The sequence below is a fragment of the Stutzerimonas stutzeri genome, from assembly GCF_019090095.1.
In the GTDB taxonomy this organism is placed as follows: domain Bacteria; phylum Pseudomonadota; class Gammaproteobacteria; order Pseudomonadales; family Pseudomonadaceae; genus Stutzerimonas; species Stutzerimonas stutzeri_AN.
The window spans coordinates 714,601-732,094 of sequence record NZ_JAGQFP010000001.1 but is presented as its reverse complement, the minus strand read 5'-3'; the positions used below and the strand labels follow the sequence as shown (position 1 = coordinate 732,094).

The window sequence follows — 17,494 nt, the reverse complement described above, 5'->3', positions numbered from 1 at the left end:
AACAGCATTTAGCGAATGCCGTGCCAGGCGGGACGGTGCATCGACTTTGGTTGGCGGGAGACTGCGAGCTAGAGCTTGCGCCGCAGCGAGCGTAGGACGCTTACGGCGTATGTGGAGGGGAGGGTTGTCTGCCTGGCCGGACATGTTCGGTCAGGCAGGCTGGAGACTGTCCAGCCTGCTGGACCCTAAGTTGCCGCTTCCGCCGCCGCGCCATCTGATGATGACCGTGAAGCGGCGACGAGGCGGTGCTAGTGCCGGCCTTTCTGGCTCTTCACGCAGACGAAACTGGCCGCCGCGTTCACATCGCCGCGGCCCTTGTATTTCGGCCAGGCCGGGTACTCGCAGAGCGGCCGGGTACGGCCGGGTACCGCGACGGTGTCGGTAACCGTTTGCCGCTTGGGCGCAATGCCGCGCTCGACCCAATTTTCCAGGGCCGTCAACGAATCCCAGGCGGCATTGAAGACGGTACTGGCGGCATGTGCGTAGCCGGGAATCTCGTAGTAGCGCATGAACTGCCGAGTCTGCCCTTTGCCCATGTCGTGCTGCACTCGCCGATAGTAATCGGCACTGGAACGGGTACTCACCAGCTGATCCGAGGTGCCGTGGGCGACCAGCAGTTTGCCGCCGTTGGCCACGAATGCCGAAAGATCCGTCTGATTGACGTCCTGGCGCAGCGACAGCGCATCGACCCGCGCCTGCCAGGGGCCCAGGTTGGTCGGGTCCAGTGTCAACGAGTTGAACGCAAGGTTGCGCGTCACGAAGTGACGCACCCACTCATCCCAGAAGCCTGAGTGGTAGGGGGCACCCTCGGCGAAACCGGTACCGTGTACGGGCATCGGATAGTCGGGCTGCAAGGTGTTGAGGCCCAGCCGGTTGACGATCAGCTGCAACCCCTCGCCGGGTCGGCCCAGATCGGTGCCCCAGGTGTTGAAGCCCGGATAACCGCGTTCTCCACTGGCCAGCGGCTGGCTGAACCGGATCGGCGTATCGAACACCTTCAAGGCGTGGATCTGTGCGTCCGACAGGCAGGAATCGCCGGTATCGGCACCTGCCGGGCAGCGCAGCGGACGGCCATCGAGCTTGGCTTTCGCCGGATCGAACCACGCATTGCAGGCTGCCTGGTTGCTGATCACCCGATCGCGGACACCATCGAGCCCATCGCAGGCCTGCATCGCGGCCTCCAGCAACGCCGCGCGTTTTTCGAGGCTGGGGAAGGCGCCGGGTGCGGCCAGCGCGCGGGTGATGCGGCCGAACTGCAGGTCCAGGGCTGCCGCGTTCCAGGCCGGATAGAGGGCGATCGCACCCTGGAAATCCGTCGGCCACTGTTGCACCACCGCGAGGGCTTCGCGCCCGCCGGTCGAGCCGCCGGCAAAGTAGCTGCGCGACGGCGCTTGGCCGTAGCGCTGTTGGATCAGGTAGATCGCCGTGTCACGGGTTTTCTTCAGCGCATCGTGCGCGTAGTTGGCGAGCGCCTCCTCGTTCCAGGCGAAATCACCGGGGCTGAGCGGATTGGCGACATGGCCCGAGTCGCTGGCGAATACCGCGTAGCCGCGGCCCAATGGCGTGGGCTGGTCGACCGGGCCTGCCGGAACGTTGCCGGCCACATTGGGCACGGTGCCGTTGTAGCCACCGCCGCCGTACATCATCGCTTTGCTGTTCCAGCGTTCGGGCAATACCAGGCGCATTTTGATCGTCGGTGCGCTCGGATCGACCGGGGTAATCTCCGCGGTCACGTCGCAATAGGGGCCGAAGGCCTGCGGTGGAGTGCCTCCGGCCGGCACCGGCGTGGCCGAGGTCACGCGCGCGCCGGTACTCGGCAAGGCAATAGCGGACGCTGGCACTTGGATGCTGGACAGTTCGTTGCAACCGGCGGCGAAAACGGGTTCGACCAGGCCAGCCGTAAGCAGGACCGGGGCGGCCAGCAGCAGCCGTGAGCCTTTGGCGCGGGCAATGCGAGGTGCATTCATGGAGGGCTTCCTTCTTGTTGTTGTTCTGCCTGCGGCCAACACCGCGAGGCGAGCGCACCCGGGCAGGGAACCCCAGCGCCGGGCTTGATGCCAGAAGGCCCACAGCCAAACCCATGCCAGCCACCCCGGCGGCAGCCGAACGCCGGATGAGCGGTCGCGCTACCCCGGTAACACCGCATGGCAGACACTCCGGGCCGTGTGGCGGAGCAACCTGACTGGGCAGGACGGTGTCCGGGCAACTTGACAGGAGAAGCCGAAATGCCTGCCCGCCTGGACAGACTGTCCGCACGGATGGACATCCGATAAACGGCGGCGATAAGCGACAGAAAACCAGCGCCAGCGCGTGACGGTAGCTGGACGCGCTACGTCTGACGCTACATGCAACGACAATCGGCCTCGTGGCGTTAGTTCCAACGGATCTGACGAACGAGCCGGCTATACCCAAACGCCTGACTATACTTTTGTCACACGCGTTTCGGTCCTATGCGCCGTCTTTACATCTAGCAAGAGCCCTCCGCCTCATGGAAACGCTTTACCTGATCTTCCTGCTGTTACTCGCAGTGGGAGCAAGCCGTGTTCTGGCCAACGTCGTACCTCTCCCGTTACCCATTTTGCAGATCATCATGGGCAGTGTGCTGGCGCTTCCGCCGTTCGGCATGGGCGTCGAGCTGCGACCTGAGATCTTCATGTTGCTGTTCATCCCGCCGTTGCTGTTCTACGACGGCTGGAAGATCCCCAAGCGCGAATTCACCGAGCACGGCGCCGAGATGAGCGCCATGTCGCTGCTGCTGGTGCTGGTGATCCTCGTTGTGGTCGGCTATTTCATCCACTGGTTGCTGCCCGCGATTCCGCTCGGGGCAAGCTTCGCCCTGGCCGCGATCCTGTCGCCTACCGACGCTCTGGCGGTGATCGCCATCGCCCAGGGCCGGTTGCCGCGGCACATGGCGCATCAGCTGGAAGGCGAGGCGATGATGAATGACGCCACCGGCCTGGTGTCCTTCAAGTTCGCGTTGGCGGCAGCGATTACCGGCACCTTCTCGATGGCCAGCGTGACCGGCGAATTCTTCGTCATCGCCCTCGGCGGACTGGCCATTGGCGCCGGCCTGAGCTGGGCGGTCGGCAAGGCCAAGCAATGGATGACGGCGCGCAACCTGTTCGATCCGTCGACCTACGTCGTGATGATTCTGCTGCTGCCTTTCGCGGCGTTTTTCCTGGCCGAGCATGCCGGGATGTCCGGCATCCTGTCGGCGGTGGCCGCGGGCATGATCCAGAGCCGGATCGACATGTTGCCGGTCAAGACCAGCACGCGCATCCTCAATCGCAGCATCTGGGAGATGCTCGATTTCAGCTTCAATGGTCTGGTGTTCCTGCTGCTCGGGCTGCAGTTCCCGCGCATCGTCGAGCGCGTCTGGGCGGCGGCAGGCCACGAAACCTACAGCATGCCGATGCTGGTGTTCAGTGCGCTGGCGATCATGGCGCTGCTGCTGGTGATTCGCTTCCTGTTCGTTTTCGCTTATCACTGGAGCGAGGCGCGGGTACTCCGTCTGCTCGGCAAGACGGTGCAACCCAAGCCGCTACCGCTGTTTTCCGCGCTGAGCGCGGTGGCGGGCGTGCGCGGGGCCATCACCCTGGCCGGTGTGCTGTCGATACCGCTGATGATTGGCGATACCCCATTCCCGGGCCGCGACCTGATGATCTTCCTCGCCGCCGCGGTGATCATCCTGTCGTTGCTGGTCGGCGCCCTGGGCATCCCCTATTTTCTGAAGAAGCTGCCCAACAACGACATAGAGCAGCATCGGGAAGAGTTGAAGAAAGCCCGTCGGACCGCCGCGCAGGCAGCTGTCAGCTGGCTGGAAAACTGGAAGCAGGCCAACCCGGTGGAAGATCCGGACCAGATGCTGCTGCGCAGCGAGGTGACCGCGCGGGTTACCGAGTCCTACCGCAAGGACATCGAGGCGCTGATGGACCACCACGAGCGCACCAACCAGGCCCGCCAGACGATGGCCCTGGAACGCGATATTCGGCTGCAGGCTATCGCGGTGCAGCGCAAGGAGCTGTACCGGATGCGCAAACGCTATGTGATCGACGAGCAGATGTTGCAGACGCTGCTGCAGGAACTGGACTACGAAGAAGCGGCCCTTGGCGCCGGCGAGCCGGCCTAACGGCCGGCGAGGTCCTGCTGCGGCTCCGGCTCGAGCACGGCGATGGTGTGCTCGCTGTGCTTGAACGACACCAGCTCGGTAAGCCAGGCCTGCAGCACTGCCGAGTTGGACCTGCGGTTGCGCAGGGCGATGGTGAGGATTTCTCGAGCGATGGTGACTACGGCGCTCTTGCTGCCGAGGAAGTGCCAGTTGAACCAGCCGTCGCCATAGGTGAGCGGCGTTTTCTGCCCGGCTGGCAATGGGATGTAGACCTTGACCGACAGGTCGAAGAGCACCTCCGGCTTGGAGATGATCAGCAGTTTCACGTCCGTCACCTTGCTCAACCAGTAGCGATGATCGAAACGCCCGCCGGTTAGCTCGGCGGATTGGCGCAGGGCGTCGTTGATCAGCGCTCGGTTATCGATCAGTTGCACGGTGCAGCTCCGTTCTGGGATGGGCGATACCGGTTTCGGCACCCGCTGCGACGTACGAGGCGGAGAAGAAGAACCGGCTGGCAGATTCCTTGCGCGACTCACCGAAAGGTGCGTCTCGCCTGGCATACCGGGTTATCGGTAGAGGGCGGCTTTTGTTTAGCCCGTTCCCATCGGTTTTCGCGTTGCCGACCGACAACGAGGTGCTCTAGACGGGAGCCTGCCAGGCAAGCGGGCTTGCCCGGCAGTGCGCGGCCCTGAGCGTCTACGAACGAGCGACATGCACCTTGAAGCCTGATTCACCGGGCGCGAATTGCTCACGCAGGGTGAGCGACGGGATGTCGTAGGCCCCCGCATTCTGCGGGCGGAAGGCGATCGGTGCAGTGTTGAATAGCGTGTCGAGACGCTCGCCCAGGCGATGGCACACCGTCGCGTAGCGATCCTCGTCCATCCGGCTGGTTCGATAGACCACGAATGGCGGTAGGACATCGAAGCCCGGGTAAAACAGGATGCCGTGCTGGATTGGGAACAGCAGGTCGTCGATCGGCCCGTTGACCCCGCGCGGGCCGTAATGCGATTCCCAGCCACCTGCGGTCACCACCAGCATGGCGCGCTTGCCGGCGAGGGTGCCTTCACCGTAGCGGTCGCCCCAGTGCGTATCGGAGTGCTCGCCGACACCATAGGCGAAGCCGTACGCGTACACCCGATCGATCCAGCCTTTCAGAATGGCGGGCATGGAAAACCACCACAGCGGAAATTGCAGAATCACCGCGTCGGCCCAGCGCAGTTTCTCCTGTTCACCGGCGATGTCGGCGGACTGCTTTGCGTTTTCGAATGCCTGCTTGGAGCTGAGCGAGGGTTCGAAGCGCGCGCCTGGCAGGTGGTCCAAGTTGTCTTCGGCATCGACCGAGGGCTTCCATTGCATGGCGTAGAGGTCCGACACCTGCACCTGGTGGCCCGCGGCTTCGAGTCGCTGGACCGAGAAGTTCTTCAGGGCACCGTTCAACGAGCGGGGTTCCGGATGGGCATAGACGATCAGAATCTTCATGAGCTGAGCTCCCTTGAGTTGGTAGGGAGAGCATGAAGCGCCCTGAGCTATGTTAAAAATGAATACTTGAAATGCCAGGTATTGCCATGAGTAATCTCCGTAAGCTCGATCTCAATTTGTTACTGACGCTCGATGTGCTGCTGGATGAGCAGAACGTGACCCGTGCGGCGCAGCGTCTGAATCTGGCCCAGCCATCGGTGAGCGTGCACCTGGCCAAGCTACGCGAGTTCTTTGCCGATCCGCTGCTGCTCCCAGGACCACGCGGCATGCGGCCTACAGCGAAAGCGCAGGAGCTGCGCGAGCCGTTGCGTCAGGTGCTCGAGGCGTTGCGCCAGGTGGTCTCGCCGTCGGCACCGTTCGACCCTTCCGGGGCTGCACCGACCTGGCGTGTCGCAGCGACGGATTACGCCGAATCGACCATCGTACTGCCGGCTCTCGTGGGGCTTCGCCAGCAGGCGCCGGGCGCCCGGCTGGCGGTCGTCGAGATGGCACCGACGCGGATTGCCAAACAGGCGGAGCAGGGCGACATCGACCTGGCCTTCCATACCAGCGATGACGCACCGCTGGGCCTGCATCGCCGCGTACTGTTCGCCGAACGTTACGTGCTGGCTGGACGCGCCGGGCATCCGGCTTTGACGCGGCGACCGAGCATCGCGCAGTTCTGCGAGCTTGCGCATGTCGTGGTATCGCCGCGTGGCGGTGGCTTCAGTGGCGTCACCGACAGCGTGCTGGCAGCCGCCGGCTTGTCACGTCGCGTGGCACTGTCCGTGCCCCATTTCCTGTTCGTAATCGCCGCCCTGATAGGCACTGACCTGGTCGCCATGCTGCCGTGGCGCCTGGTGCGGGACAATGCTGCGCTTCGGGTGGTCGAGCCGCCAGTGGAGGTGCCGGGCTACGAAATGGCGATGCTGTGGCATGAACGCTGTCACCGCGACCCGGCACATCAATGGCTACGCGAGCACATTCTGGGTTCGCTGTGAGACCGGTCGGGCCGTGGCGGCCATGTACCTTTGCCAGCCGGTAGACACGACAAGGCCGGTCGACAAGCCCAAGCTCGTCGACCGGCGCATGCGTTGCTTCGCGTTATTTGGCCGTAGCCTCGGCGGCTTCGGTGATCAGCGCGGCGACTTCGTCAGGGTGCGAGGTCATCACCACGTGCGAGGCGCCTGGGATGGTCAGCGTCTTGCGCGAACCCGCACGGTCGGCCATGAACTTCAGCGCCGCTTCCGGGATGTTCTTATCGGCGGTGCCGTAGACGAACCAGGACGGCACGTAGTCCCAGGCACTCTGCTGGCTGTTTTCGTTCAGCGCGGCCGCCGTGACCGGGCGTTGGGTTGCGGCCATGAGCGCCGCTTCGGCCGCTGGAACGTCGGCGGCGAACTGCTCGGCGAACTTGTCCTGCTGGATGTACAGGTCCTGGTTGCCGTCGCCGAGTTGCACGGGTTCGGCCAGGGTCGGGCCGAGCGTACTGCCGGGAAACTGACTGGCCAGCGTCGCGGCGCTCTCGCCGACCGCAGGTGCAAAGGCGGCCACGTAGACCAGCGCCTTGACCTTGCTGCTGCCCTTGACCGCATTGGTGATGACGCTACCGCCGTAGGAGTGGCCAACCAGCACGATGGGGCCGGCGGTGTGCTCGATGAGATTGGAGACGTAGGCGGCATCATTCGCTACGCCGCGCAGCGGGTTGGCAGCGGCGACCACCGGATAGCCCTGGTCGATCAGACGTGAGGCGACACCGTTCCAGCTCGCCGATTCGGCAAAGGCGCCGTGGACCAGGATGACGGTCGGCTTGTCGGCCGCGAAAGTCGCTGCGCTGCCCAGCGCGGATACGGCGAGCAGGGCGGCGGCGATGGCGTTGCGGGTTTTGGATGCGGTGGTCATGACGTTGTTCTACCTTTCGTGAGTGGGACTGAGGTGGGCGCTGACGGCACGGGCGGGGCGGTGTCGCGATCGGCTCAGGACATCGGTGCGTCGTGCGTCAGGTGCAGGGACATAATGCGCAGCCGCTGTATCGTTCAGGATCCAAATCGTCGAGAATATGCAACTGATCGTCTAACTGGGGTATGCCATGGATCGTCTATCCAGCCTGCTGTGCCACTTCGGCATGCATGCGGGCCTGTATCACAGCGGCGCGCTTTGCGGCGTCGCGGCGTTCGAAACCGCCGACCGGGTCGGCTATATCCACGTGCTGCAGCAGGGCAGCATGACCTTGCGCCTGGCGGACAACAGTGAGGTCCGGCTGACCGAGCCGACGGTGATGGTGTTTCCGCGGCCCTATCGGCATCGGATGCTTGCCGATGAAGCGGAGGGCGCACGGATGGTTTGCGCAACGCTGCGTTTCGACGGCGGCGTCGACAACCCGCTGGCCGCCGCGTTGCCCGATGTACTGTTGCTGCCGGTCGCTCAAGCGCCGATCCTCGATGGCGCGCTGACCTGGCTCTTCGATGAGGCATTCGCCAGCCATTGCGGCCGCGAGGCGGTCATGGGCCGCCTGTTCGAACTGCTGATGGTGCAGATGCTGCGCCACCTGATGGCCAGCCAGACGATGAGCTCCGGCATGATGGCCGGGCTGGCGGACCTGCGGCTGGCGCGCGCTATCACCCTCATGCATGCCGAACCCGAGCGCGCCTGGTCGGTGGCCGAGCTGGCAGCCGAGTCCAACATGTCGCGGGCCAGCTTTGCCGCCAGCTTCCGCGCGGTAGTGGGGCAGACGCCAGCCGACTACCTCACCAGCTGGCGAATCAGCCTGGCGCAGAAGCGCTTGCGCGAAGGTCGCCCGATCGCGCTTATCGCCGATGAGGTCGGCTACGAAAGCCCATCGGCGCTGGCACGTGCTTTCCGCCGCAAGACCGGGGCCAGCCCCCGCGAATGGCAGGCTGCACTGACGGCGTGATACACCACGGTCGATGGACTGCGTGCCTATTGCAGGCGGGGAATGCCCGCCACCGAGACGAGGTTGAAGATGGACAGATTGTTCGTTTATGGATCACTGGCGCCAGGACGGCCTAACGCACACATCCTCGCCGACGTGCCCGGCCACTGGGAGCCGGCCAGCGTGAGGGGAACGCTGCGCGCAGAGGGATGGGGCGCCGCGATGGGCTTTCCCGGGCTCGATCTGGACGCGCAGGGCGACAGGATCGAAGGCCTGGTCTTCAGCTCGGCGCAGCTCGCTGCACGTTGGCCCGCGCTTGATGCGTTCGAAGGCGATGCCTATCTGCGCACGCTGACCGCCGTGCGGCTTGCCAGCGGCGAAACGGTCGAGGCGTATGTCTATGCGCTCAGAAAATGATCGTGCAGTCGTCGTAGGCGGTTAGCGCCTCATGATCGAGATAAGCCAGCCGTGGCCACTGACCAGCACGATACCGCTCAGTGCCAGGATGGCGCCCAGGATGAAGCCCGGCTCCACGGGCTCGGCCAGCAACCAGGCCCCGAGCGCGACCGCCAGCAACGGCGTGAGAAAGGACAACACGCCCAGACGCGAGGCCAGGTAACGACGCAGCAGGGCGAACCAGAGCAGGAAGCTGGCGAACGAGACAACCACCGACTGGAAGCCCAGGCTCAGCCAGACCAACGGCGTCGGATTGAAGGTGGTGTGGCCGATCAGCAGGGCGATCGGCAGCAGCAGGACGAAGCCCATTGCCAGTTGGTACAACAGCGTCTGGGTGGCGGGCAGAGCGGACAACCGCGTGGCTCGGATCAGGACCGTGGTCGAGCCCCACGCAGCGCCGGCAAGCAGGGCGAGAAAATCGCCCCACAGCACGCTGGATAGACCGTCATCGGTATTGGCACCGCGTAGAAAGGCCACCGCGATGCCCGCGAATGCCAGCGCTATCCCGAACCACTGCAGCGGGGCCAGGCGTTCGTTCGGCAACTTCCAGTGCAGGCCGAGGGCGGCAAATACCGGCGCGGTGTAAACGAACACCACGACATGGCCAGCCGAGGTGTGCCGCACGGCTTCGCCAACCAGCAAGAACTCCAGCGCAAAACAGATGCCGGCCAGGCACCCCGGCTTCCACATCCCTTGGGCCACGGTGAGCCGCTCGCGGCGCCAGAGCATCAGCGCCGCGACCAGCAGGGCGCCGATACCGGAGCGCAGGGCGATCTGCAACACCGGCGACAAATCCGCCGCGGTCGCTTTCAAGACAATCTGCTGGCTACTCCAGATCAGGCAGAGCATGAGCATCAGGCCGACGGCCATGGCGTCGAGCGGTTTACGGGACTCCATCGGATCGTCTCGGTCAGGGCACAGGTCAGGTCAGCATAATCGGGCGAGCCCGAGCGCGGCACCCGGCTCGCGCAGGCAGGTGCACAGGTTCGCGTCGCCGCGTCAGGTCAATCGTCTTGCGAACGGCGTGGTCATTTGGCGAACAGCTGGCCCATGTCCTTGAACGCCTTGAACTCCAGCGCGTTGCCGCAGGGGTCGAAGAGGAACATGGTGGCCTGTTCGCCGACCTGACCCTTGAAGCGCACATAGGGCTCGATGACGAACTCGGTCCCCAGCGACCGCAGGCGTTCGGCCAAGGCCTCCCATTCCGGCCAGCTCAGGATGATACCGAAGTGAGGGACCGGGACATCGTGGCCATCCACCGCGTTGGTGTGCGCGGCGGCCTGCGACTGGGTCTTGGGGTGCTCATGAATCACCAGCTGGTGACCGTAGAAGTCGAAATCGACCCAATGTTCGGACGAGCGTCCTTCGGCAAGCCCGAATACCTGCCCATAGAAATGGCGGGCGGCCGGCAGGTCGTAAACGGGAATCGCAAGGTGGAAAGGGGAAAGGCTCATCGGGCTTCCTTCTTTTTTTGAGTGGCGCGGAAGCAGCCATTCTGGCCGAGTTGCCGCACCGTACGACAGCGGATATGTTTTGTTCCGAGCCTCAAAAAAATCGATCAGACGAGCACCAAGCATGATTCGAGAGATCAAAACCTTTCTGGCCATTGCCCGCTGCGGCAGCTTTGCCGGGGCCGGTAACCAGATCGGACTGACGCAATCGGCGGTAAGCGCCCAGATCAGGAATCTGGAGGAGGCCCTGGGCCTGCGCCTGTTCGATCGGACGGGGCGCTCGGCCCATCTGAATGCCGCAGGGTTACGCGCCGTGCCGCTCGCCGAGCAGATCCTCGAAACCTTCGCGCTGATGGGGCAGCCGGAGTCGCTAGCGGAGTTCAGTGGCGAACTGCGCATCGGTGCCATCGCTACCGTGCAAACCGGTTTGCTGCCGCCGGTGCTGCTGCGTTTGCGCCGTGAGGCTCCTGGCGTCACGCCAAAGCTGGTGCCGGGGGTTTCGTTGAACCTGCTGTCTCAGGTCGATGCGGGCGAGATCGATCTCGCCGTGATGATTCGCCCACCCTTCGCGCTGCCCAAGGAGCTGCATACCGAGCGGGTCCGGCTGGAGCCGTTCGTGTTGATCACGCCCCGCGAGGTCGACGGTGACGACCCGTTCCGGTTGCTCGCCGAACAGCCGCTGGTGCGTTATGACCGCGGTTCGTTCGGCGGCCGGCAGGTCAGCGATTTCCTGCGCAAGCACCGTCTGGAGACACGCCCCGGCCTGGAACTGGACGAGCTGGATGCCATCGTCAAGATGGTCGAAAGCGGCCTCGGCGTGGCGCTGGTGCCCCGAGCCGGGCTGTGGCTCGAGCGCGAACCGACGGTGCGGGTGCTGTCGCTCGGTGAGGCGACGTTCCATCGCGAGTTGATGCTCGTCAGCCGACACAGTGCGCAGCAACTGCCGCTGCAGCAGCTGTTCCGGCGCTGTCTGAGCGATGAGCTGGGCGAATAGCAGGGCGCGGATACCTGCACGAATGTTCCAGACAGCCCGCGGACGGCGTACTAGGATCACCGTCTCGCACCTTGATACCGCATGCCCGAGCGCTCGATGCACACCGATGATCGCAGCTGGATTTCCCTCCGCCAGGATGCCGATACCGGCATCGAGACCATCCGTGCCCACTTCGAGGGACACGCGTACGACCCACACTGGCACGACAGCTATCTGATCGGCTTCACCGAGCAGGGCGTCCAACAGTTCAGCTGCAGGGGTGTGCTGCACCAGAGCACGCCCGGGCGGATATTTCTTCTTGAGCCCGGCGAGATCCACGACGGTGATGCGCCTGCCCAGGGTGGTTTCACCTATTCGATGCTGTATCTGGAGCCCGCCTGGTTCGAGCGGGAGCTGCGCACGCTGGACGATACGCCGCTGGTGCGCGGTGAGCCGGGGTTCGCTAACACGCTTACGCAGCGCCCGCAGCTGCTGGCCGCGGTTGCCGGCGCGTTTCAAGCGCTGGAGCAGCGCGACCTGCGCATCGTGCGCGAGACCGCGCTGGATACGCTGCTGCTCAACCTGAGCGATCACCTCCGCTGGCGGCAGCAGCGCGAGGACGATCCGCGCCTGCCGCGCGTGGCCATACGGGCCCGCGACTATCTGCATGCGCACTTCGACCAGGATATTGGGCTGGATGAGCTCGCCACGCTGACCGGCGTCAGTCGCTTTCGCTTGTCCCGTGCATTCAAGGCGGCGTTCGGGCTCGCGCCGCATGCCTATCTCATCCAGCTGCGCCTGGCCAAGGCGCGCTACCTGCTGGCCCGCGGGCAAGCGCCCGCCGAGGTCGCCTCCATTCTCGGCTTTGCCGATCAAAGTCATCTGGGCCGTTGGTTTCGGCGTGCGTATGGGCTGACGCCGGCACACTACCGCACGCGCTGCTCGAATCTTCCAGACGCCTGATCAGGCGATCCGCACACTGGCTTCTCAAGCGACTCAGGAGCCCGATCCATGATGCCAATCTCGATACGCTGCGGCGCCCTTCAACGGCACGAGAGCGCCTGACATGATCGAACTGTTGCCCTTTGCCCTGTTCGCCTTCGTGGCCTCCATAACGCCCGGGCCAACCAACGTGCTGGTACTCAGCCACAGCGTGCGCTTCGGGTTGTTGGGTGCCTTGCCGATCGTGCTAGGCGGCTGCATCGGTGCTGCGCTGGTGGTCCTGACGGTGGGGCTAGGGGTGGGCGATGCCTTGACGACGCACAGCGGGCTGCAGGTGCTGATGAAGGCCGGCGGTATCCTCTGGCTCAGCTACCTGGCCTGGCAGATCTATTCGGCCGAGGAACCCGAGCACCGGTCGGCACAAGCGCCCGGTCCGCGTTTCGGCTTTCTGGCGTCGGCGGGGTTGCAGGTCATCAATCCCAAGGCCTGGATGATGGCCGTGGCGGTGATCAGCGTGTTCGCCCGTCCGGGTGCCGATCGCTGGCATGACGTGGCGCAGCTGTCGCTGGTGTTCTTTTGCGTTTCGTTGCCGTGTCTGGCGGCCTGGGCGGTGCTGGGGCGAGGTGCGGCGGCGTTCCTGGCGCCCCGTGCGCACCGGGTGGCGCTCAATCGAGGCCTGGCCGTGCTGCTGTTGTTGTCCGCGCTGGCCTCGCTGTTGCCGTGACGTGAACGAACTGGCCCGTCGCTTCGGCTACCGCTTGGCCGTAGGCGCCGGGTGCGGCATCACGGGCGCATGTTGCGCCATCAGTTCGACGATCCAGTCAATGAACACACGCAGCTTGGCACTGACATGCCGGTTCGGTGGGTACGCGATGTACATCGGCATGGGGTCGAGCTGCCAGGATTCGAACAGCGGCCGCAACTCGCCGCGCTCCAGGTGGGCGCGGGCCATGTAGTCCGGCAGCCAGAGAATGCCCATTCCGGCCAGTCCCGCTGCGAGGTAGGCATTACCGTCATCCACCGACAGCACATAGCGGCCCAGGACCTTGAGGGACTCTTCACCGCGATGCATGGCGTAGGGGACCGTCTTGCCGGTGCGCTCCCATAGAAAGCCGACGATCCGGTGATGGGTATCTTGCAGTTGTTGTGGATGAGCAGGGGTGCCCGCGCGGGCCAGGTAGCTCGGCGCCGCGTACACCCCTAGCCGCAGGTCGCCGACATGCCGGGCCATCAACGACAGGTCGGTCAGCTCGCCGCCGCGTACGACGCAATCCACGTTCTCGCCGATCAGGTCGACCGTGCGATCGCTCACGCCCATGTCGAGCTGGATATCGGGGTAGCGCGCATGGAAGGCGGGTAGCGCTGGCATCAGGATGAGCCGGGCGAACGGGCTCGGTACATCCACCCGCAAGCGCCCCCGGGGAAGCGCGGCGGCGCTGGATAGACTGGTCTCGGCGTCATCCAGATCCGCCAGCAGGCGGAGCACGCGCTCGTAATAGGCGGTGCCGTCGGCGGTGATCCCGACCTTGCGCGTCGTGCGGTTGAGCAACCTGACGCGCAACCGCGCCTCGAGTTGCTGCACCAGTTGCGTCACCGTGGTCTTGCTCATGTGCAACGTCTCGGCTGCCTTGGTGAAGCTGCCGGTCTCGACCACCCGGGCGAAGGCCCTCATCGCATCAAAACGATCCATCGCGGCTCTCCGATCTCGATTGTTTGGATTTTACAAACAGTGATGGGTGGACGCGCCAGTTTATCGCCAAGGTCGACGCGCCTAGATTCGGCTCATCGTCATTCGCCGGTTGGCGAGACTTGGAAGAAGAGGAGTGATTCGATGAGCCAACGCAACGTTGTTTTTCCACCTGGGCGCCAGGCGCTCTATGAGCGCAATCGCTATTCGCCGGCGATACGTTCCAACGGGTTCCTGTTCGTCTCCGGGCAGGTCGGCAGCCGCGAGGACGGTTCGCCTGAGCCCGACCTCGAGGCGCAGGTGCGGCGCGCCTTCGACAACCTGAATGCGATCCTGCGGGCCGCAGATTGCACCTTCGACGATGTGGTGGACGTCAGCGTGTTCATGGTCGATCCGCAGGCGACCTTCGAAACCGTCTGGAAGGTCGTCCCCGAGTATTGGGGACAGGCACCACATCCCACGCTGACTGCCGTTGGCGTTACCTGGCTGTACGGCTTCCAATTCGAGATCAAGGTGATCGCGAAGCTGCCAGAGGGTGCCATGGCCTGATTCGTCCCGCATCGGGCTTTGCCGATGCGGGGGAACGGAACGCCGCGCCGCGTCGATTCGGCCCAAGGTTCCGGGGGCTGACGTAGCGCGGCGCGGCCGCCTACCACCGCTCCCGTTTGTCCAAAACATTCACCCAGTTTGATGGCTTTTGCCATTGTTGCTGGCGACACACGACGCCACTATCCAGGGCACCCCATAACAATAAATCCAGGAGCCAGCCATGCGCGATTACGTCACTGCGGCCAGCGAGTTCGACTACGACCAGACGGTGTCTGAAATCCTGTCGGGCGACCTGTCCGCGATGAACGCCTGCATCGAATGCTGCGACCGACATGTTGCCTCGGACAAGGTCGCGCTGCACTGGGAAGGTCGCGACGGGCAGCGGGCCGACTGGACCTTCGCGCAGCTTCAGGCAGCCGCAGCGCGCTTTGCCAATCTGCTCGCCAGCCAGGGCATCAAGCCGGGCGACACCGTCGCCGGTCTGCTGCCCCGTACTCCCGAGCTGCTCATCACCATCCTCGGTACCTGGCGCGTGGGTGCGATATACCAGCCGCTGTTCACCGCCTTCGGGCCGAAAGCCGTCGAGCACCGGATCAAGGAATCCGGCGCGAAACTGGTCGTGACCGATATGGCGAACGACAGCAAGCTGGATGCCGTCGAGGCCGCGCCGCGGCGGCTCGTGGTGGGTGCGACGACCGATGATTTCTGGACGCAGGTCAATCGCCAGTCCGCCGATTTCGAGCCGGTCCTGCTCGACGGCGAGGCGCCTTTCCTGGCCATGTTCACCTCCGGCACCACCGGCCCGGCGAAGCAGCTGCATGTACCGCTCAAGGCCATCGTGGCCTTCGTCACCTACATGCGCGATGCGGTCGACCTTCGGCCGGACGATCACTTCTGGAACATCGCCGATCCGGGCTGGGCGTATGGCTTGTATTACGCGGTCACCGGGCCCTTGGCGATGGGCCATAGCACCCTGTTCTACGAAGGCGGCTTCACGGTCGACAGCACCTGTCGCGTGATCAGCGAGTACGGCATCACCAACATGGCGGGTTCGCCGACGGCTTTCCGCCTGCTGCTTGCCGCCCGAGACGAGGTCGAAGGCCAGCTCAAGGGGCGGCTGCGTGTCGTCAGCAGCGCGGGAGAGCCCCTCACGCCGGAGGTGATCCGCTGGTTCAAGAGCGGCCTGGGCTGCACCATCCACGACCACTATGGCCAGACCGAGCTGGGCATGGTGCTGTGCAACCACCATGCGCTGAACCACAGCGTGAGTATCGGCACGGCAGGCTATGCCATGCCGGGGCATCGAGTCGTGGTGCTGGACGATCAGCAGCGCGAGCTGGAACCCGGCATACCCGGCATGCTGGCGCTGGACCGCACGCGTTCGCCGCTGCTCTGGTTCAACGGCTACGTGGGCACCAAAACCAAGGCGTTCGTGGGTGGCTACTACCTGAGCGGTGACACCGTGGAGATGAATGCCGATGCGAGCATCAGTTTCGTCGGCCGCGCCGACGATGTGATCACCACCTCCGGCTACCGCGTCGGTCCCTTCGATGTCGAGAGCGCCTTGGTCGAACACCCTGCGGTGATCGAGGCGGCCGTCATCGGCAAGCCCGATCCGGAGCGCACCGAGCTGGTGAAGGCATTCGTGGTGCTGCATGCCAATCATCCGGCTGACACGGAGCTGGCCGAGCAGCTGCAGCAGCATGTTCGCCAACGCCTGTCCGCACATGCCTATCCGCGTGAAATCGAGTTCGTCACCGAGCTGCCCAAGACGCCGAGCGGCAAGATCCAGCGCTTCCTGTTGCGCGACCGGGAGAAGGCTGCTCAGCCATCGGCCGCAGTGCCCAGTTGATGGATCGTGGCAAAGGCCGGCTGATGTCGCCCGCGCATCGCCGATCACCGGCCGCCGTGGGCCATCGGCAGGCGCGTCCTGGGTGCCCCGCTGCGAGCGGTGTGAGCCATTGAATCAAGGAACCAACCGGTGACCATCGAAACCGAAGATCGCTATCTATCCACCCCATACGGTGAGGTGTTCACGCGCCGCTGGCGGGTGAACACCGGGCGGGTCCCGATCGTCCTGCTGCACGACTCGCTCGGCAGCGTCGAGCTGTGGCGCGATTTTCCCGAGCGGCTTGCGACAGCCAGCGCACGCGACGTCATCGCCTACGATCGCCTGGGCTTCGGCCGGTCTGCCGAACATCCGGGTGGTTGGTCGACGCGTTTTATCGAGGAAGAAGCCGCACGCTACTTCCCGCTGGTCGGGCAGGGCTTGGACGTCGAGCGCTTCATTGTCTTCGGCCACAGCGTGGGCGGCGCCATGGCAGCCTGCGTAGCCTCGCAGTTTCCAGACCGTTGCCAGGCGTTGATCACCGAGTCCACCCAGGCCTTCGTGGAAGACCGGACCCTGCAGGGCATTCGCCAAGCCCAGGCTGCGTTCGCCGAGCCGGGGCAGCTGGACCGGCTGCGCCGATACCATGGCGACAAGGCCGAATGGGTGCTCTCGGCCTGGATCGACACCTGGCTGTCGGAGGCCCATGCGGATTGGACGCTGGCTGACAGTGCCCCGGTTGTCGCTTGCCCATTGCTGGTCCTTCACGGCCAGGACGACGAGTACGGCACCGTCGCGCACCCGCAACGTATCGTCGAACAGGCTGCAGGCCCCGCGCAGATGGTCCTGTTCGAGGGCTGCCGTCACCTCCCGCACCGTGAGCAGCCCGACGCCGTCATCGACGCGGTTGTCACCTTCCTCCAGGCCGTGCGTTGCTGAGACCACCGCTGGCGCCATTCGGATTGCGCCAGCGGGCCTACGCAGCGGTGCGCGCGGCCATGAACCCGCCTGTCGGCCAGCGCGAGGCAGCAGTGCGTTCGGTGCGCGTGCCAAGCTGACGCTTTGCTGCGCCGGGGCGCGGCCTCTATGATGCGCCGCCGCTGTGCCCTGTTATTCGTCACGCACGGGAACCAAAGCCCAAGGGTGAGT

The 17,494-nt window shown here is 64.7% G+C and carries 17 protein-coding genes; 10 read left to right on the top strand and 7 right to left on the bottom strand.

Annotated features, from left to right (window positions below):
* Nucleotides 1-248 precede the first annotated feature (248 nt).
* A complete protein-coding gene (locus KVO92_RS03095; protein WP_217474217.1) occupies nucleotides 249-1,967 on the bottom strand; it encodes a tannase/feruloyl esterase family alpha/beta hydrolase in 1,719 nt (572 codons plus the stop codon).
* A gap of 521 nt (nucleotides 1,968-2,488) precedes the next feature.
* On the opposite strand from KVO92_RS03095, the gene KVO92_RS03090 reads away from it, so the two are divergent.
* Nucleotides 2,489-4,129, top strand: a complete 1,641-nt coding sequence (locus KVO92_RS03090) for a Na+/H+ antiporter (protein ID WP_217474216.1) — start codon at nucleotides 2,489-2,491, stop codon at nucleotides 4,127-4,129.
* Here KVO92_RS03090 and KVO92_RS03085 read toward each other — a convergent pair.
* Both KVO92_RS03085 and KVO92_RS03080 read right to left on the bottom strand, forming a co-directional pair.
* On the bottom strand, nucleotides 4,126-4,542 hold the full coding sequence (locus KVO92_RS03085; protein ID WP_217474215.1) for a hypothetical protein: 417 nt from the start codon (nucleotides 4,540-4,542) through the stop codon (nucleotides 4,126-4,128). The genes KVO92_RS03090 and KVO92_RS03085 overlap by 4 nt on opposite strands.
* 262 nt (nucleotides 4,543-4,804) lie before the next feature.
* The gene (locus KVO92_RS03080; RefSeq protein WP_217474214.1) at nucleotides 4,805-5,587 is read right to left on the bottom strand and encodes an NAD(P)H-dependent oxidoreductase; all 783 of its coding nucleotides are present in this window, start codon (nucleotides 5,585-5,587) and stop codon (nucleotides 4,805-4,807) included.
* Nucleotides 5,588-5,673: 86 nt separating this feature from the next.
* Here KVO92_RS03080 and KVO92_RS03075 point away from each other — a divergent pair, with 86 nt between their 5' ends.
* A complete protein-coding gene (locus KVO92_RS03075; RefSeq protein WP_217474213.1) occupies nucleotides 5,674-6,567 on the top strand; it encodes a LysR family transcriptional regulator in 894 nt (297 codons plus the stop codon).
* Nucleotides 6,568-6,670: 103 nt separating this feature from the next.
* Here the strand turns inward: KVO92_RS03075 and KVO92_RS03070 are convergent, their stop codons facing one another.
* On the bottom strand, nucleotides 6,671-7,468 hold the full coding sequence (locus tag KVO92_RS03070; protein WP_217474212.1) for an alpha/beta fold hydrolase: 798 nt from the start codon (nucleotides 7,466-7,468) through the stop codon (nucleotides 6,671-6,673).
* Between the two features lie 187 nt (nucleotides 7,469-7,655).
* On the opposite strand from KVO92_RS03070, the gene KVO92_RS03065 reads away from it, so the two are divergent.
* Together KVO92_RS03065 and KVO92_RS03060 are read left to right on the top strand one after the other, a co-directional pair.
* The gene (locus KVO92_RS03065) at nucleotides 7,656-8,480 is read left to right on the top strand and encodes an AraC family transcriptional regulator (RefSeq protein ID WP_217474211.1); all 825 of its coding nucleotides are present in this window, start codon (nucleotides 7,656-7,658) and stop codon (nucleotides 8,478-8,480) included.
* A gap of 69 nt (nucleotides 8,481-8,549) precedes the next feature.
* Entirely contained in the window at nucleotides 8,550-8,876 is a 327-nt protein-coding gene (locus KVO92_RS03060) for a gamma-glutamylcyclotransferase family protein (protein WP_217474210.1), read from the top strand.
* A 21-nt stretch (nucleotides 8,877-8,897) separates the two neighbouring features.
* Here the strand turns inward: KVO92_RS03060 and KVO92_RS03055 are convergent, their stop codons facing one another.
* On the bottom strand, nucleotides 8,898-9,812 hold the full coding sequence (locus tag KVO92_RS03055) for a DMT family transporter (protein ID WP_217474209.1): 915 nt from the start codon (nucleotides 9,810-9,812) through the stop codon (nucleotides 8,898-8,900).
* A gap of 131 nt (nucleotides 9,813-9,943) precedes the next feature.
* The gene (locus tag KVO92_RS03050) at nucleotides 9,944-10,369 is read right to left on the bottom strand and encodes a VOC family protein (RefSeq protein WP_217474208.1); all 426 of its coding nucleotides are present in this window, start codon (nucleotides 10,367-10,369) and stop codon (nucleotides 9,944-9,946) included.
* 121 nt (nucleotides 10,370-10,490) lie between these two features.
* Between KVO92_RS03050 and KVO92_RS03045 the strand changes: the two genes are divergently transcribed.
* The 3 genes from KVO92_RS03045 (at nucleotide 10,491) to KVO92_RS03035 (ending at nucleotide 13,005) form a co-directional block, all read left to right on the top strand.
* Nucleotides 10,491-11,360, top strand: coding sequence for a LysR family transcriptional regulator (locus tag KVO92_RS03045; RefSeq protein ID WP_217474207.1), 870 nt, complete (start codon nucleotides 10,491-10,493; stop codon nucleotides 11,358-11,360).
* 96 nt (nucleotides 11,361-11,456) lie between these two features.
* Entirely contained in the window at nucleotides 11,457-12,302 is an 846-nt protein-coding gene (locus tag KVO92_RS03040; protein WP_217474206.1) for an AraC family transcriptional regulator, read from the top strand.
* Between the two features lie 103 nt (nucleotides 12,303-12,405).
* On the top strand, nucleotides 12,406-13,005 hold the full coding sequence (locus KVO92_RS03035; protein ID WP_217474205.1) for a LysE family translocator: 600 nt from the start codon (nucleotides 12,406-12,408) through the stop codon (nucleotides 13,003-13,005).
* A 27-nt stretch (nucleotides 13,006-13,032) separates the two neighbouring features.
* On the opposite strand, the gene KVO92_RS03030 is transcribed toward KVO92_RS03035, so the two are convergent.
* Nucleotides 13,033-13,971: a LysR family transcriptional regulator gene (locus tag KVO92_RS03030; RefSeq protein WP_217474204.1), complete on the bottom strand. Its 939-nt coding sequence runs from the start codon at nucleotides 13,969-13,971 to the stop codon at nucleotides 13,033-13,035.
* 141 nt (nucleotides 13,972-14,112) lie between these two features.
* Here KVO92_RS03030 and KVO92_RS03025 point away from each other — a divergent pair, with 141 nt between their 5' ends.
* The 3 genes from KVO92_RS03025 to KVO92_RS03015 all read left to right on the top strand — a co-directional run bounded on the left by KVO92_RS03025 (nucleotide 14,113) and on the right by KVO92_RS03015 (nucleotide 17,284).
* The gene (locus KVO92_RS03025; RefSeq protein WP_217474203.1) at nucleotides 14,113-14,517 is read left to right on the top strand and encodes a RidA family protein; all 405 of its coding nucleotides are present in this window, start codon (nucleotides 14,113-14,115) and stop codon (nucleotides 14,515-14,517) included.
* Nucleotides 14,518-14,737: 220 nt separating this feature from the next.
* The gene (locus KVO92_RS03020; RefSeq protein ID WP_217474202.1) at nucleotides 14,738-16,369 is read left to right on the top strand and encodes an AMP-binding protein; all 1,632 of its coding nucleotides are present in this window, start codon (nucleotides 14,738-14,740) and stop codon (nucleotides 16,367-16,369) included.
* Nucleotides 16,370-16,498: 129 nt separating this feature from the next.
* A complete protein-coding gene (locus KVO92_RS03015; protein WP_217474201.1) occupies nucleotides 16,499-17,284 on the top strand; it encodes an alpha/beta fold hydrolase in 786 nt (261 codons plus the stop codon).
* The last annotated feature ends 210 nt before the right edge of the window (nucleotides 17,285-17,494 follow it).

Coding starts and splice junctions, on each gene's coding strand:
- KVO92_RS03055 (WP_217474209.1), bottom strand. CDS start 9,812: ATGGAGTCCCGTAAACCGCTCGACGCCATGGCCGTCGGCCTGATGCTC.
- KVO92_RS03020 (WP_217474202.1), top strand. CDS start 14,738: ATGCGCGATTACGTCACTGCGGCCAGCGAGTTCGACTACGACCAGACG.
- KVO92_RS03030 (WP_217474204.1), bottom strand. CDS start 13,971: ATGGATCGTTTTGATGCGATGAGGGCCTTCGCCCGGGTGGTCGAGACC.
- KVO92_RS03065 (WP_217474211.1), top strand. CDS start 7,656: ATGGATCGTCTATCCAGCCTGCTGTGCCACTTCGGCATGCATGCGGGC.
- KVO92_RS03060 (WP_217474210.1), top strand. CDS start 8,550: ATGGACAGATTGTTCGTTTATGGATCACTGGCGCCAGGACGGCCTAAC.
- KVO92_RS03050 (WP_217474208.1), bottom strand. CDS start 10,369: ATGAGCCTTTCCCCTTTCCACCTTGCGATTCCCGTTTACGACCTGCCG.
- KVO92_RS03045 (WP_217474207.1), top strand. CDS start 10,491: ATGATTCGAGAGATCAAAACCTTTCTGGCCATTGCCCGCTGCGGCAGC.
- KVO92_RS03075 (WP_217474213.1), top strand. CDS start 5,674: ATGAGTAATCTCCGTAAGCTCGATCTCAATTTGTTACTGACGCTCGAT.
- KVO92_RS03040 (WP_217474206.1), top strand. CDS start 11,457: ATGCACACCGATGATCGCAGCTGGATTTCCCTCCGCCAGGATGCCGAT.
- KVO92_RS03025 (WP_217474203.1), top strand. CDS start 14,113: ATGAGCCAACGCAACGTTGTTTTTCCACCTGGGCGCCAGGCGCTCTAT.
- KVO92_RS03090 (WP_217474216.1), top strand. CDS start 2,489: ATGGAAACGCTTTACCTGATCTTCCTGCTGTTACTCGCAGTGGGAGCA.
- KVO92_RS03035 (WP_217474205.1), top strand. CDS start 12,406: ATGATCGAACTGTTGCCCTTTGCCCTGTTCGCCTTCGTGGCCTCCATA.
- KVO92_RS03095 (WP_217474217.1), bottom strand. CDS start 1,967: ATGAATGCACCTCGCATTGCCCGCGCCAAAGGCTCACGGCTGCTGCTG.
- KVO92_RS03080 (WP_217474214.1), bottom strand. CDS start 5,587: ATGAAGATTCTGATCGTCTATGCCCATCCGGAACCCCGCTCGTTGAAC.
- KVO92_RS03070 (WP_217474212.1), bottom strand. CDS start 7,468: ATGACCACCGCATCCAAAACCCGCAACGCCATCGCCGCCGCCCTGCTC.